This is a genomic window from Shewanella sp. HL-SH4 (genome assembly GCF_051164845.1).
Classification (GTDB): Bacteria; Pseudomonadota; Gammaproteobacteria; order Enterobacterales; family Shewanellaceae; genus Shewanella; species Shewanella glacialimarina.
This window is the reverse complement of sequence record NZ_CP195037.1, coordinates 963,472-978,614: the sequence shown is the minus strand read 5'-3', so window position 1 is coordinate 978,614 and position 15,143 is coordinate 963,472. Positions and strand designations below refer to the sequence as shown.

The 15,143-nt window shown below is 40.2% G+C and carries 15 protein-coding genes; 7 read left to right on the top strand and 8 right to left on the bottom strand.

The genetic code is table 11. From position 1 onward, the window contains the following. Nucleotides 1-267: 267 nt before the first annotated feature. Nucleotides 268-963 carry a hypothetical protein gene (locus ACRWQL_RS05265; RefSeq protein ID WP_434952669.1) on the top strand — a complete coding sequence of 232 codons (696 nt, stop codon included), beginning with the start codon at nucleotides 268-270 and terminating at the stop codon, nucleotides 961-963. Between the two features lie 13 nt (nucleotides 964-976). Here the strand turns inward: ACRWQL_RS05265 and ACRWQL_RS05260 are convergent, their stop codons facing one another. Both ACRWQL_RS05260 and ubiU read right to left on the bottom strand, forming a co-directional pair. Beyond that, nucleotides 977-1,864, bottom strand: a complete 888-nt coding sequence (locus ACRWQL_RS05260) for a U32 family peptidase (protein WP_434952668.1) — start codon at nucleotides 1,862-1,864, stop codon at nucleotides 977-979. 11 nt (nucleotides 1,865-1,875) lie between these two features. After that, on the bottom strand, nucleotides 1,876-2,889 hold the full coding sequence (ubiU, locus tag ACRWQL_RS05255) for a ubiquinone anaerobic biosynthesis protein UbiU (RefSeq protein ID WP_434952667.1): 1,014 nt from the start codon (nucleotides 2,887-2,889) through the stop codon (nucleotides 1,876-1,878). Between the two features lie 149 nt (nucleotides 2,890-3,038). On the opposite strand from ubiU, the gene ubiT reads away from it, so the two are divergent. The 3 genes from ubiT (at nucleotide 3,039) to ACRWQL_RS05240 (ending at nucleotide 5,398) form a co-directional block, all read left to right on the top strand. Beyond that, entirely contained in the window at nucleotides 3,039-3,566 is a 528-nt protein-coding gene (ubiT, locus tag ACRWQL_RS05250) for a ubiquinone anaerobic biosynthesis accessory factor UbiT (protein WP_434952666.1), read from the top strand. A 428-nt stretch (nucleotides 3,567-3,994) separates the two neighbouring features. Next, nucleotides 3,995-4,375, top strand: a complete 381-nt coding sequence (locus ACRWQL_RS05245; RefSeq protein ID WP_434928577.1) for a PA2779 family protein — start codon at nucleotides 3,995-3,997, stop codon at nucleotides 4,373-4,375. Between the two features lie 87 nt (nucleotides 4,376-4,462). Then, entirely contained in the window at nucleotides 4,463-5,398 is a 936-nt protein-coding gene (locus ACRWQL_RS05240; protein ID WP_434952665.1) for a PA2778 family cysteine peptidase, read from the top strand. An 82-nt stretch (nucleotides 5,399-5,480) separates the two neighbouring features. Here the strand turns inward: ACRWQL_RS05240 and ACRWQL_RS05235 are convergent, their stop codons facing one another. Together ACRWQL_RS05235 and yegQ are read right to left on the bottom strand one after the other, a co-directional pair. Continuing rightward, nucleotides 5,481-5,738, bottom strand: a complete 258-nt coding sequence (locus tag ACRWQL_RS05235) for a YfhL family 4Fe-4S dicluster ferredoxin (RefSeq protein WP_434952664.1) — start codon at nucleotides 5,736-5,738, stop codon at nucleotides 5,481-5,483. Nucleotides 5,739-5,757: 19 nt separating this feature from the next. Continuing rightward, nucleotides 5,758-7,146: a tRNA 5-hydroxyuridine modification protein YegQ gene (gene yegQ / locus ACRWQL_RS05230; protein ID WP_434928579.1), complete on the bottom strand. Its 1,389-nt coding sequence runs from the start codon at nucleotides 7,144-7,146 to the stop codon at nucleotides 5,758-5,760. A 284-nt stretch (nucleotides 7,147-7,430) separates the two neighbouring features. On the opposite strand from yegQ, the gene ACRWQL_RS05225 reads away from it, so the two are divergent. Then, nucleotides 7,431-8,273 carry an HDOD domain-containing protein gene (locus tag ACRWQL_RS05225; RefSeq protein ID WP_434928580.1) on the top strand — a complete coding sequence of 281 codons (843 nt, stop codon included), beginning with the start codon at nucleotides 7,431-7,433 and terminating at the stop codon, nucleotides 8,271-8,273. A 65-nt stretch (nucleotides 8,274-8,338) separates the two neighbouring features. Beyond that, nucleotides 8,339-9,841 carry a putative bifunctional diguanylate cyclase/phosphodiesterase gene (locus tag ACRWQL_RS05220; protein WP_434952663.1) on the top strand — a complete coding sequence of 501 codons (1,503 nt, stop codon included), beginning with the start codon at nucleotides 8,339-8,341 and terminating at the stop codon, nucleotides 9,839-9,841. A gap of 108 nt (nucleotides 9,842-9,949) precedes the next feature. Here ACRWQL_RS05220 and ACRWQL_RS05215 read toward each other — a convergent pair whose 3' ends face one another. Then, nucleotides 9,950-10,390 (bottom strand): thioesterase family protein, encoded by a 441-nt coding sequence (locus tag ACRWQL_RS05215; protein WP_434928582.1) that lies wholly within the window; start codon nucleotides 10,388-10,390, stop codon nucleotides 9,950-9,952. Between the two features lie 230 nt (nucleotides 10,391-10,620). On the opposite strand from ACRWQL_RS05215, the gene ACRWQL_RS05210 reads away from it, so the two are divergent. After that, nucleotides 10,621-11,046: an OsmC family protein gene (locus tag ACRWQL_RS05210; protein WP_434930262.1), complete on the top strand. Its 426-nt coding sequence runs from the start codon at nucleotides 10,621-10,623 to the stop codon at nucleotides 11,044-11,046. Nucleotides 11,047-11,068: 22 nt separating this feature from the next. On the opposite strand, the gene ACRWQL_RS05205 is transcribed toward ACRWQL_RS05210, so the two are convergent. The 3 genes from ACRWQL_RS05205 to ettA all read right to left on the bottom strand — a co-directional run bounded on the left by ACRWQL_RS05205 (nucleotide 11,069) and on the right by ettA (nucleotide 14,979). Continuing rightward, a complete protein-coding gene (locus ACRWQL_RS05205) occupies nucleotides 11,069-11,542 on the bottom strand; it encodes an NYN domain-containing protein (protein WP_226410678.1) in 474 nt (157 codons plus the stop codon). Between the two features lie 305 nt (nucleotides 11,543-11,847). Next, nucleotides 11,848-13,062: a hypothetical protein gene (locus ACRWQL_RS05200; RefSeq protein WP_434952662.1), complete on the bottom strand. Its 1,215-nt coding sequence runs from the start codon at nucleotides 13,060-13,062 to the stop codon at nucleotides 11,848-11,850. A gap of 249 nt (nucleotides 13,063-13,311) precedes the next feature. Continuing rightward, the gene (ettA, locus tag ACRWQL_RS05195) at nucleotides 13,312-14,979 is read right to left on the bottom strand and encodes an energy-dependent translational throttle protein EttA (RefSeq protein WP_434952661.1); all 1,668 of its coding nucleotides are present in this window, start codon (nucleotides 14,977-14,979) and stop codon (nucleotides 13,312-13,314) included. Nucleotides 14,980-15,143: the final 164 nt, after the last annotated feature.

The following is a 15,143-nucleotide window of genomic DNA, read 5'->3' as shown; positions in this document are numbered from 1 at the left end:
AATGTAATCAGAAGGTTACACTTGTTAATGAGGTCTGGTGTTTTTTTACTTTTATTCTGTTTTAGGTATCAGAGTTGTCTTAAATTGACTCTGTAGGTACATATTCACACATCTGTAACGCCAATATGCCAATAAAAATACTACTAAATTATAGAGTTTTTATCTAAAAGCGCGATAATTAAACAATAGTTTTGCTGTTTAGCACTCAGTTTTATAATTCAATGTCATTTAAACTGCATGTGCATGCGTTTAACAGTAAATGGTGTTATGACAAATCAACACAAAATTGTCCAGTTGGCTGTACGTTTTAATTTATTAGGATGTTTTGGGCTACTGTTAGGCTTGGTGATCGCCAGCACCTTAGAGATCTCGCGCGATAGATTTGCAGGTTTCTTGCTACTGCAAAGCAGTGTGAGTGAACTGGGGCATTATGGTCATTCTGAATTTGCACTGCTTTTGAATGGGGGAATATTTTTTGGTAGCCTGAGTATCGCATTAGCCTGCTTGTTTGCTTTGCAAGTGACCAAAGGTTGGCTGAAATATCCTTTTTGGTTGAGTTTCGCTGCTAGTTTTCTTGCTTTGGCAATCACAGGCCTATTTCCATTAAATGTTTATCATTTACATATTCATGGCCTAAGCTACTTAATGATATTTTCAACTGTCGCTAGTGCGACTTTTATCCTTTATGCGATTGATATGGGCTGGCAGCGAGTTAAGATTGCATCTCTGCTTGCTTCTATTTGCTTACTACTTAATTTCAGTGCGTTTATTCTCCCCTATGCAAATGTTATTTCGACTCCAACTCAGGTGACGACTTTCGTGGATATTATCGCAGCATCTGCAACGTTATCTCCCACCCCCGAGCTTTGGTGGCAGGCATTCATTCAATGGTGCAGTGATATTACATTGGTTTGTTGGGTGTTATCACTGCTGCCTTGGTTAAATAAATCTGTTAAAACATAGTGGCTTTTAAAGGTTATAGTGCATTAGTACTTTGATTTATTTGCATCCCCGCTTCACCAAACCAGTATCCATTACACTCTATCGCTGAATGTGATGGTGTTATCGCTATCAATTCACTGTGCTGGCTGGATGCTATTTGATTAATTAATCCTATGTCCTCCAGTCCAGTTGGTGATAATCGCCAATAATCGACGCCGATTTTAGACATTGAAGGGATCTGATTAATGAGATTAACCTTTGCTGCCGATTGAGTTTGGATACCGTTTAATCTCAGTAGAGGTTGTGACTCTTGGGTTTGGGTCAATAGCCCTTTGGGATATTGCAGACAAACAATCTGGCAATCGAGTTTAGGTTTTTGATGATGCTTGGCAGTAAAGCAACGGGCAGAGTGTGCTAATGGCATGTAGCCATAACCTAAAACTTCAGTTTCGAATGGTGTTGTATTTTGTGCTAATACTTGCTCGAGCCATTTTCGGGACAGCTCGTAGGGCATCACAAATCTTGTCATGCCTAATTTTTGCATGATATCAAGACAACCTCGATTATAGAGGTTCAATGATGGGCCGCAGATAAAAGGTATATTCGCTTCTGAAGCAAGGTTAACAGCCGCCATGTCATTGGCTTCAATAACAAACTCACCATTATCTATAATGCGTTTAAGCTCATTAATTTCTGAGTGCGACTCAATTAAGGTCATGGTGGTTAAAATCACTTTTTTTCCTTTAGCCGCCAGCATATGAGCCAATTCAAGGTAATCTTTATATTTCATTTCACGACGGCGACTGCAAATGACCTCGCCTAAATAAACGGTATCTATGTTGGTGTCAGCAATCGCTTGGTAATACTCAAATATGCTGGTTTTATTCCAGCAATATGTCAGGGGCCCGAGAGAAAGTTTCATGTCATTAGTCCCTATTGCCATTGGCGTTCATATGCACCCAAAGTGGTGACTTGGCCTTCTGACACTTTATCGAGTGCTGAATGCCATTGATGTTGATTTTTAAGTTTTTCGTTAAAGAGTTCTGGTGATTGAAAGTAGGCATCAATTGCCTGGCGCCACACTTGAGTGACTTGGGTGACATAAGCTGGGCTACGTTGACGCCCTTCAATTTTAAGTGAGCTAATACCTGCTTTGGCAAGCTCAGGAATAAGGCCGATGGTATTTAAGCTAGTCGGTGACTCCAGCATATATTCAGCTGTCATTTCGCTATCTATTTGGTAACGCCCCTTGCACACCACCGGATACCCTAATTGTTCATCTTGACTGGCTTTGTCAATCAGCACCTCATTTAAGCGGGTTAATTTGTCGGTGCCAGAATCTTGCCAGCGAACATGACTAGCTGGTGAGCAAGAACCGCCGGTATTGGGCGACTGGCCTGTCACATAGCTGGATAACTGGCAGCGACCTTCGGCCATAATACAAAGGCTGCCAAAGGCAAATACTTCTAAATCAACCGGGCTGACCTTAGCTAACTCTCTAACTTGCTTCATGGACAGTACTCGAGGTAAAACTGCACGTTCAATGTTGAATTGCTTTTTGTAAAAAGAAAGCGCGGCAACATTGGTCGCGCTGGCTTGCACAGATAAATGCAAGGGTAGACCAGGGTAATGGTGATGGGCATATTCGAGTAATGAAATATCGGCGCAAATTACCGCATCCAGATTTAAATCCGCGGCGAGATCGATGGCTTGTTTCCAACGTCCTTCATGCCCAGGTTTTGCAAAGGTGTTTAGCGTCAGGAAAAGTTTTCTATTTTGTTGTTTAGCCAATTGACTCGCTTGTTTTATTTGCTCCGCTGAAAAATTAAGTCCAGCAAATGATCGAGCATTGGTGTCATCTTTTAATCCAAGGTAAACGGCATCTGCGCCAGCATTAAATGCCGCTTTTAAGGCGGCAAGGTTACCCGCAGGACATAAAAGTTCCATGATCTTTCTCGCAGTTTTGTTGTTATTGTCGATAGGGCGTTGAGTGTAAAAGCGATTGAGTTAACAAGGTTTGATTTGGAACAGGTTTCTAAGCATAAAATCTGGGTAAACTGGTTTGAATTATTACCCATTCCCTGTAGGAGAGCTTCATGTTAAATGGACTACAGCAATCCCTATCTAAAAAAATACTAACTTCAGCACCTGTAATGACGCGTCATTCTTTAGCTATTTTACCCAAGAGCTTCAAGCGGGAGGTGATAACTAAATTGATCAATTTAGCCCTCGAAAAACAACTTTCAGCAGGTGAGATGGATTTTATTGCAGGTAAATGGCTTGGTATAAAAGTGCTTGATATTGGTCTAGATTTTGCGATAAGCATAAGCCAAGTAATCCAGCCTAAGGTGGTCGTGAGAGAATTAAACCAAACAGATGTGACCTTCAGCGGAAATATGCCTGAACTGCTGTTAATTGCCTCAGGTAAAGAAGATCCCGATAGCCTTTTTTTTCAACGTAAACTATTGATTGAAGGGGATACTGAGCTGGGTTTAGAGGCTAAAAATCTGCTTTTGTCTATAGAACTCGATACCTTACCTAAACCCATAGGCGTAGCAATTGGCAAGTTATTATTCAGTTTAGAAACGTTGCAGGCCAAAGCTGCTATAGTGAAAATTGCTTAATTTAAGTCAGGCCCAGAATCTGAATTCGTTTTGATCACAGCTTTTCTGTGTTATTAAATAAGTATAGGCATTTTACTGAAGCCTGTAATAGCTATTTCTGATAAGAACTTAAATTAATGGTGTGTTAGATAGGCAATAGTCACGGTATAAAAATAAGCCAAAGAAGGGCTAACGGACTTTGATTTTCCGACGCAAAACATCAAGGTTTTACTCAAGGGATGTAGATCGTAGACTATTATCAGTGTGCTTGAATGTAAAATATTGCACAGTAAGGCTGTAATGTTAGATAAAATATTGATATTAAAGTGTTGGTGCGTTTTAGATTGGCCACTACAATTCTGTGCCTAAGCTCGATACAGCTTGTTATTACTTAGTATTCACTTTACTCTTTACTAGGTATATAAATTCGTTCAACTAAAGGAAATATAATGAGAAAAATTCTAGTCGTTGCCTCAGTAATATTAACTTATTTAGTGTGTATTACTAGTACTTATGCAGGTGTTATTTCCTCAGAACAGGTTATAGTCCAGCAACAAAGTATTTATAATAAGCAACAAGTTATTGAAATGCTTAACAACGTTGAAGTTCAAGATAAACTGGTGGCTCTTGGTGTTAGTATTGAAGATGCAGAAATCCGTATCGCCAGTATGACGGACCAGGAATTAAATCAATTGAATACCCAAATGAATGATATGCCTGCAGCAGCAGGTGGCATCGTTGGGGTGGTCGTCACTGTATTAGTGGTATTAGTGGTACTCGATTTGGTGGGTGTTACCGACGTATTTTCCTTCATTCGGCCAATAAACTAAATCGATTCTTCAAATATCAGTGCTACTTGTATTTTGAAATATAGCATATTCAAAAAAGCCATTCTGTTGATTGGCTTTTGTTTATTTATGAGTGGCTGTTCATCGGTTACACCTCAAACATCGCAATTGTTAGCAAATCCCCCTAATATCCCTCTTAAATATCAAATAGCCGACGTGCCTTTTTATCCTCAAGAGGATTATTTTTGCGGTCCCACGACGCTATCGGAAGTATTTAATTTTTATGGAGTGACTAAAACGCCACAGCAAATTGCACCAGCACTTTTTATTCCAGATTTAGAGGGCAGTTTACAAATTGAAATGGTTGCTGCAACACGTCAACAGGGGCTGCTTGCTTATGCTGAGTCTGGTAGTCTGACACAACTACTTTCTTTGGTGAGTGAAAATATTCCAGTTATTGTATTACAAAATTTATCCACAGCATGGTATCCCATGTGGCACTACGCAGTGGTTACAGGCTATGACCTAGATAAGCAGCATGTGGTCTTGCATTCAGGTACCAATAAAGACCGAATAGCCGAATTTAAAGTATTTGAACAAACCTGGAAGCGAGGCCAGTATTGGTTGCTGGCGGCAGTGCCAACTGATACCGCAAGTTTACATTTTGATCCGTTCGTTTATGCCAGTGCAGCTCAAGATCTATTTAGTATTGGTAAAAGCACTTACGCGATTGAAGCTTTAGAAAATGCCACCCGACAATGGCCAGATTACTGGCTAAGCTACTTTTTACTCGGAAACTATTATTTAGCCATTGATAACGTCAAGGCTGATTTTTGGTATAAGCAGGGACTCATTTATACTGAGCAACTGGCTGAACAACACTCTGAGCAACAGGCTGCCTATTTAAATAACTATGCCTATAGTTTGTCTTTGTCAGGCTGTAAACCGCGAGCAATGGAAATGATTGAAAAAGCACTTAGACTGCAACCGGCTGATAGCAATATTCAAAGTAGCCAAAAAGAGATCGAAAAAATGCCTGATAATTCTGTTTGTTTCAGTAATTAAGCCAATCTCTACCTTCAGCTATTGAGTATTTAGGCGTTTAGTTGAAGTCTAGTCTATTGACTTAAATAGGCTTTTGTAGCGATTAATTTGCGTGTGGCCCTGTAAGTTCGGCATATTTAATAAGGAGCTCATCTTGAGACTCCTTATAGTCTGGATCAATGGCGATACAATCAATAGGACACACAGAAATACAAGTCGGTTTATCATAATGACCTACGCATTCGGTGCACAGTTCAGGATCGATTTCATAGACTTCTTCGCCCATAGTAATAGCTGAATTTGGGCATTCAGGTTCACACATGTCGCAGTTAATACAGCTATCGTCGATGAGTAGAGCCATAGTTTAACCTTATAATAGTTTAACCTTGTTGATGAGGATTACGAGTATCCTGACCTTGTGGCAAGTTACGCATTAAAATTGCTTTATCAGTACTGACTTCTGGTGGTAGTTTTAGGAATACAAAGTGCCCAGAACCTAACCCAGCTTCAACTTGTTCACCCTTACGGTTAACAAGATGGTTAATGGTTAGGTTCATATTACCCTGTGGTGTCATAATTTCTACACTATCACCAACGGAGAACTTATTTTTAACATCAATTTCGGCCAGGCCATCGGCATTTCGTTTACCGGTAAACTCGCCCACAAATTGTTGAGTGTCACTAACAGAATAACCATGTTCATAATTTTGGTATTCGTCATGCACATGGCGGCGAAGGAAGCCTTCAGTATAGCCTCGATGAGCTAAGCCTTCTAAATTATGCATAAGTGTTCGGTTAAAGTCCTTACCCGCAGCGGCATCTTCAATTGCCTGACGGTATAACTGTGCAGTGCGAGCCACATAATAGAAAGACTTAGTTCGACCTTCAATTTTTAATGAGTTAATGCCCATTTTAGTCAATCGGTCGACATGCTGAATCGCACGCAAGTCTTTTGAATTCATAATATAGGTGCCGTGTTCATCTTCAAAGGCAGGCATGAGTTCACCTGGACGACCGGGCTCTTCGAGTAAGAACATTTTATCGGTAGGTGCACCTGCACCTAAGGTAGGTACTGTAATTTGTGCATCCCTTGGATTATAAATTGAAGGGCTTGATTGCAGTGCTATGATGTCACCATTGTCATCTTGCTTGGCTTCATGGGCATCATACTTCCAGCGGCAACTATTAGTGCAAGTACCTTGATTCGGATCGCGCTTATTAATATAACCAGATAATAAACAGCGACCAGAATAAGCCATACATAATGCACCGTGAACAAACACTTCAAGCTCAATATCAGGGCAACGTTGACGAATTTCTTCTATTTCATCAAGTGACAATTCTCGGGATAAAATGACTCGTTTAATGCCTTGTTGTTGCCAAAATTTAACCGATGCCCAGTTAATCGCATTAGCTTGTACTGAAAGGTGAACCACTTGTTCAGGAAATGCTTCACGTACCATCATGATTAGTCCGGGGTCAGACATGATCAGCGCATCGGGCTTCATCGCAACCACAGGTTCCATATCTTTTAGATAGGTTTTTAATTTGGCATTGTGGGGCGCAATGTTACTCACAACATAAAGTTTTTTACCTAAAGAATGTGCCTCTTGAATACCACAGGCTAGGTTTTCCATCTTAAAGTCATTATTTCTAACCCGTAAACTATAGCGAGGCTGGCCAGCGTATACAGCGTCTGCACCATAAGCAAAGGCATAACGCATATTTTTAAGGGTACCGGCAGGAGACAATAGCTCTGGTTTAAACATAATTACTCTCAATCTAGCTTTAAAAACGCACCAATCGCGGGGGCAGGATCGTACTTAAGATATAACCGTGGAGCAAACATAGCCCTCTGTTATGTGAGGTAACTCTCCTTTTAAGCTTACCAACAGTGATATAGATGTATATTAAACTTGTGCTGAGGTGGTAATATAATTTTGTTAGTAAAGTTTTAACATTGTAATGATTTTGATTAGCTTAACTCGCACATTAGCCTGTATTCGGTATACAATTCTATTCTTAACGATTTTCTTTTTTTGATGGAGACAATATGTCTACTGAACATCAACTACTAGTCAGCTTATTAAAAAAACTAAAAGACGACTCATTAGTACTTCCAACATTGCCTGAAGTGGCCATGAGAGTTCAAGAAGTGGTTTCCCGTGCTGACTCTAGTTTGAAACAAGTGGGTGATATTATTGGCCAAGATGCGGCTATTTCTGCCCGGATCATTAAAGTGGCTAATAGCGCATTATATTCAAGAGGCAACAAAGCCGAGAATATAACTGCAGCGGTAAACCGTATCGGCTTAATTCAAATCAAATCAATTACGACTTCTGTTGCAATGGAGCAGCTATTTATCTCGACTAATGAAATGGTCTGGGAAGTCATGGATGAAGTATGGAAAACATCTATTGAAGTGACAGCAGCGGCTTGTGCAATGTTAGAGATTTATAATAAGCGTAATCCAAGTAAAAAATTAGACCGCGAAACCCTTACCTTAGCGGGATTGGTACATAATATTGGTGCATTACCGATATTGTCTGAAGCAGAACTACACCCAGAGTTATTTGCCAGTATCGATCAGCTACGCGGCTTAGTACGTAAAATGCAAGGACCTATAGGTCGAGCTGTATTGAAAAGTTGGGACTTTGCCCCTGAAGTGACTGAAGTGGTTGAACGATGGGCTGATTTACATTATTTGCCAGAGCGCGTCACCTATTTAGACTTTATTCGCTCAGCCGCTTTTTATACCGGAGAGTTGCGTGCGGGTGAAGAGTTAGAGCAGCGTCTCAGTGTTTTCGCTGATCGAGGATTACCGGTAACGCCAGAGGATTTAGGCAGTGATGTGTTTACTGATCTATATCATTCAATTAAAGAAAGTTATGAATAATTAATACTAACAATTGCGGATGATAATAATTATTTGTGCTGGTATAACGTGAATAAAACAATTTAATGACTCAGACAGTATATCTATTTAGTGTGCTCATGTTTGCTACCTTACTCGCCATTATCCTGGCTGTTGGTGGCATTTATTGTTGGCGTATAAAACGATATTTACGCCATCTGACATACACGTTAGAACGCCAGCTACAAATGATTTCTCCCGTTGATTTTGGCCTTGCTCCCAAAGCGTTCACTCCACTTATTACTGTGTTAACCAATTTACAGAAATCCATTCCTTTTAACGTTGAACGCGACAAGCTCACCGGTTTATCAAATCGAGTCGGTTTTAAGCGCAAAATGCTGAGTCGTATGCCGATAAAACAAGGCATGATTGTGCTAATTGATATTAAACAGTTTCGCTTTGTAAACGACTTATTCGGTTTTGTTTTTGGTGACTCTTTGTTGAAGGCCTTTGCTCATCGTGTTGAGGGTCTACCGGAAAAAGCTCAGTTTATTGCTCGGATGAATGGCAACGAATTTTTGTTATTTTTCCCCAATAGCGTAAGCGATGAATATTTAATTGAAATAAAGCTGCTGTTGCAACAGCCATTCGAAATAGAAAAACAACCGATCAGTGTTACAGTTCAGTTAGGGGTACTAGCTGTAGCGGAACATCATGGCGATGTGAGCATTATGCTGCGTCGATTAGATTTAGCGTTAAAAAAATCTAAGCTGCACCGTAATCATATCGCTTACTACGATAAAGATGACGATAAGAAACAGTATCGTGAGTTATTGATTATAAATAGTTTGCCCAAAAATTTACGGCAAAATAAACTGTTTATGGTTTATCAGCCGAAGTTAGATATTAAGGCCGGTAAGTGTGTTGAAGTTGAGGCTCTTATTCGTTGGCATCATGAAGGTTTGGGCGATGTTTCACCCAATGAGTTTATTCCTTTAGCTGAGAAAACCGGTATGATCGGAATGATCAGCGATTGGGTATTAGAGCAAGTGGTATCTCAGCAGGCTAAGTGGCGAGAGCAGGGGATTAATGTCAAAGTGGCGATTAATTTATCCAGTGCAGATTTACACAATGAGCACTTGGTTAATAATATTACCTCCACACTGCAACGTTATTTAGTTCCGGCTGAATGCTTGATGATTGAAATAACCGAAAGCACCTTGATGGAATCTGTTGAGCACGTAATCAGTACGGTAGAGGCTTTACAGGCAATAGGCATGAAAGTGGCTATTGATGATTTTGGAACAGGTCATTCTTCGCTGGCTTATTTACGCCATTTACCGGTCAATGAAGTCAAAATAGATAAGGCGTTTTTGGAAGGTTTTCAAGATGAAAAACAAGCGCAAAGTATTGTAAAAATGACCATCGCGCTGGCTAAGGAACTGGGATTTGAAGTAACAGTTGAAGGCGTTGAAACGCTCAGTATTTTACAAACGTTAACTGAGTTTGGTGTTGACCGTATTCAAGGAGATTACTTTTCTAAGCCTTGTGATGCCACTGAGTTTGCCTTTGCTTACCCAAAGCTATCCCAATTTCAGGCTTATTTATAATTAGTGATGGTACTTATTGTCACTCGCTAAAGTTATATAGCGTTAATATGACTCATTACCCTGATAACCTTAATAAAACTATTACCGATTAAACAGGCCTTAATAGTATTAAGGCATAGTCTTATTAAGCAAGGCAATTAAGTCAGATGTCATCGGTGCGAGTTGTCGGTTTTTATTCATACAAACCATTTCAATATTAGCGGTCACCGCTGCTTTATTGGCATTAGGGCGCCATATCTCTTGCTTCCATATAGTGCGATATTTACTTTCAAAGCAAAATTGAGTTCTAACATCAATAATATCCGCAAATTCGACCCCGTCATGACAAATCATATCGCTTTTATATACAGCAAAACCCAAACCTTGTTCATTCCAAAGTTGTTGCAATACACTCGCCCCAATAACGTGTTCACGGGCACGTTCAAAGTACTTTAAAAAATTAGGATGATAAACCACGCCTGAAAAATCAGTGTCTTCATAATAAATTTGTACGGCAAAGTGAGCGGTATCACTCCAAATGAGCGAGTTGTGATTAGCAGGTTTGTTCATAATTTTCCTAACTGTTTTATCGTTTGTATAAAACGGTGCATTATTAGCGTGTAAGTCGAAATGAAACGATGGCAGTGTAGAGGATTTTGAACAACTTTTCAGTGAATATATTAAACATAGAATAATGGTATTTTTAGTAACCATTGCCATTATGCAAAAATCAAAGGTATAATTAAATCCATAAGATTTTTCTAATGTAAATTTAATATTGTTGAAATGGATGGTGCTCTATGGCGGACAAAATTATTGAAGTAAACACCACTATGGGTGAAGGTTGGAAAGTGACTGCCCAAATTCGTGAGCACACATTGATCATAGATCAACCCACAGCGGGTAATGAAGGGGCAAACCCATTAGAAACGTTTTTATTTTCACTTGCGGGATGTATTTCTGCCATTGCCAAAATGGTTGCGCGTGATAAAAAAGTCCATATTCGTCAGTTTGATATGCAAGTTAAAGCTGTGGTAAATACTGCAGGATTATCAGGACAGCCAACGGATGACCCAATTGGCTTTAAGCAGATTGATTTAATTGCGACGATTGATGCAGATTTAGATGAACAACAAAAACAGGCATTTCTTGATGAAGTATGTCATCGCTGTCCGGTACACGATAATTTACTCAACCCTACTTTAGTCAGCCATAGTGCTAAATAAAGAGCTTTGAATAACTTGCCGATTATCGCAGCAGTGTAAAATCTATTGGGGTATGCTGCTGACATTGATCTGTGAGCGACTTTGCCGTTAACCGTGGCACACTGATCACATGGGTTAAACAGTCATATTTTCGGTTAATCGCTTTAATCAGTAAGTCAAAATCACCGTCCCCTGACAGTAAAATAACTTCATTAACGTCGGCGGACAGTTCAAGCATATCAATGGTAATCCCTACATCCCAATCACCTTTGGCTGAGCCATCACTGCGTTGTATGTAGGGTTTTGTTTTAACCGTAAAGCCGATGTATTTTAGCGCATCTTGAAACTTGACCTGACCATCATCATTTGGCGCAATTGCATAAGCAATTGCATGGGTAATCTCGCCCCTGTCAGCTAATTGTTTGTATAACTCACGGTAGTTAAAGCTGCGATCAAAAGCTTGTTTACAGGTGTAATAAACATTTTGAACATCAACAAACACAGCAATTTTATACATTAATCAACCTTTTGATACATGAGTTTAATAAAGCATTAATAGTGCATGCTACCATATTAAGCCAAGCACTATTAAACTTAAGCATTATGTAAGCTTTGCCTGACGTTTTTCAATCGTCTCTTCTAATTGTTTGGCCACAACAGTAACTAACTGCCACCAAGACAAGCCATAATCACGATTGGTGCAGCAAGTCGTCAGTGTATTGCCCAGGTAAGGGATATTTTGATACGTGGATAAAATAGCGTAATAAAAAAGCCATGCACTGTGGCATGGCTTGGTTAAGCGTTAAGCTAATATAGAGTAAATTATTTTTCTACCGGTTCATTGGTAAATTCAAAATTTTGCTTTTTATTTGAGGGGGTGACACCCATAAAATACTCATAACCTCGATCAGACAGTGACTTTTTCGCTTCTGGTTCTTTGGTTTCTTTAATGCTTGTTTGATCTGCCATTAAAGTGTATTTAGCTTTTGGTTTTTGCTTGATCTCACCTTTAGGCGATTCAGCGGCAACCCGAGGAGATTCAGTGTTATTAGTTTTTCTTAGGGTTGAACCTGATGAGTCAAAGGTGTAATTAAATACGCCGTTGCCTTCAATATTCTCAACACTTGATTTATCTTTTGATTGGTATGAAGCCAAAATACCATGCTTACCTAATGGAATTTCATGGAAGAGTTCTTTACCAGTACCAATTTTTACACCATTAACAAACCAATCGGCAGGCACATTACTAACCAGAGTGATCATGGCTGAGCTTAAGCCTAATCGTTCATTGAGCAACTGGTCAATTTTGTTGTTATATGATGGTTTAAATTTCATCGCGACTTTATAGTTTAAGTTGCCATTCATGTTCATGTTGGCATCGACTACTTCGTACGACAACAGCACACTTTTATCGTTCAAAAATGGTGACTCATTACGAGTGTTAGTTAGAATAAAGCTTTTAGACTCTTTCAAACATTCAGTAATAGACTGGTACTTAGAACACTCAGTCGAACCGTTAATATTAACCGGTAGGCTGCTGCTTGATTTTGATAAATCGCCAATCAAGCGATTAGTGATATCGGTTTTTAGCTTAAATAACTGTTTACTTTGTTCAGTACGCTTACTATTAATCGCGTTGTATTCTGCCAAAATTTCAGTGTTCTCAGCTTCTAACGCTGCTGACTCTTGAACTGAGCGAGTTTCAAGCTCATCAATCTTATTTACTGTTGATTCAATCTGCTTATAGACTTGAGGTAAATTATCTTTAGCAATAATTTTTTTAGGTAAATCAGTAATTAACATATCATACGATAGTTTTTCACTTTCAATTTTTTCAACTAACTCTTCGATATCGAAGGCTTTCTTATTATGTTGGGTAAATTTGTTATTAACTGAAATTAATAGCGCATCAATATCGAATTGATCTTCAATTTGAGTTAGACGTCTTTCTTCTTCTGGGTTGATGACTTCTAATGCAGCAAAAGAGTTGCTCGCAAATAAGCACAATAACGCAAGGCTAATTGAACCGTATCTCACTGATATCTCCGTTGAATAACTATTAGCTTATACAATCGCTGCAAAATGAAATTGTTAACAAAAATCAGCAACGCACAAAATAATCCATTAATAAGTGATAATACTTAACTTGTTAGGGGTTTACAAACAGATTATGGCAAGGATTGAGTATAAATGACAAAAAATTGACGTAACGCGTTGTGTTTTATCTCACAAATATTAAACAATAATAAAACAGGGGCCGAAGCCCCTTTTGTTAATAACGTTATTTTATTTTGTCATTCGCTTGTATTTTAAGCGATGCGGCTCAACAATATCAGCACCATAAGTGCTTTTCAGCCAAGTGGTGTACTCGGTGAAATTGCCTTCATAGAAGTTCACTTTGCCTTCGTCGCGATAATCTAAGATATGGGTGGCGATACGGTCGAGGAACCAACGATCGTGCGATATCACCATAGCGCACCCTGGGAACTCAAGTAAGGCTTCTTCCAGTGCGCGCAAGGTTTCAACGTCCAAGTCGTTGGTGGGTTCATCGAGTAACAGCACGTTGCCGCCTGCTTGTAATAGCTTGGCTAAGTGGACGCGGTTACGCTCACCACCGGATAAGGTGCCGATGATTTTTTGCTGATCGCCGCCACGGAAGTTAAACCTGCCCACATAGGCACGGCTTGGGATTTCCATGTTGTTGATGCGCATTATGTCTTGGCCGCCAGAGATTTCCTGCCAAACGGTGTTTTTGTCGTTCATTGAGTCGCGGAACTGTTCTACCGAGGCAATTTGTACTGACTCGCCCACTGAGATGCTGCCGCTGTCTGGCTGCTCATCGCCTGAAATCATTCTAAATAAGGTCGATTTACCCGCGCCGTTAGCACCGATAATGCCGACGATGGCGCCTTTTGGTACTGTGAAGGTTAAATCATCAATTAATACCCGATCGCCATAAGATTTGGTTAGGTTAGTGATTTCAATTACCTTGTCACCTAAACGTGGCCCTGGCGGAATGAAGAGCTCATTGGTCTCGTTGCGTTTCTGATAATCGTTGGTGTTCAATTCTTCAAAGCGCGCCATACGGGCCTTGCCTTTAGATTGACGGCCTTTAGCGCCTTGGCGTACCCATTCCAATTCCTTGGCGATGGTCTTTTGACGGGCGCTTTCAGTGGCTGATTCTTGTTTTAGGCGATCATCTTTTTGTTCAAGCCAAGATGAGTAGTTACCTTCCCATGGAATACCTTCGCCGCGATCAAGCTCTAAAATCCAGCCAGCTGCGTTGTCGAGGAAGTATCTATCGTGGGTAATGGCCACCACAGTGCCGGAATATTCCTGCAAGAAATGCTCAAGCCAAGCCACAGATTCGGCGTCCAAGTGGTTGGTTGGTTCGTCGAGCAATAGCATTTCAGGCTTTTCAAGTAATAGGCGACAAAGAGCCACGCGGCGACGTTCACCCCCAGACAGCACGCCGATTTTGGCATCCCACTCAGGAAGACGCAGCGCATCGGCGGCTCTGTCTAGGATATGATCTAAATTGTGAGCATCTTGGGCCTGTATGATGGCTTCAAGCTCGCCTTGCTCTTTGGCTAGGGCGTCAAAGTCTGCATCTGGCTCAGCGTAAAGAGCATAGACTTCATCGAGGCGTTTAATGGCATTCTTAGCTTCGCCGACCGCTTCTTCAATCGCTTCGCGCACGGTTTGCGCTTCATTAAGCCTGGGTTCCTGTGGCAAGTAACCAATTTTAAGGCCAGGCATAGGGCGAGCTTCACCTTCAATTTCAGTATCAAGACCAGCCATAATGCGCAGCAGTGTTGATTTACCTGAACCGTTTAAACCTAATACGCCGATTTTCGCGCCAGGGAAAAAACTTAAAGAGATGTCTTTTAAAATCTGCTTTTTAGGTGGGACAATTTTGCCCACTCTTAGCATGCTATATACAAATTGAGCCATGAGCTTCCAACATTGATTAACACAGGATAGGATGATTCTAATGGAATCTTAATCGAACTTAAATCTGATTTTGATTGTTATAAGTCGATTTTTATATCTTGTGACGCGTTAACTCGGATTTGCTAGAATTTAGTCTAATCAGCAAGCTGAACTTACAGTTATGT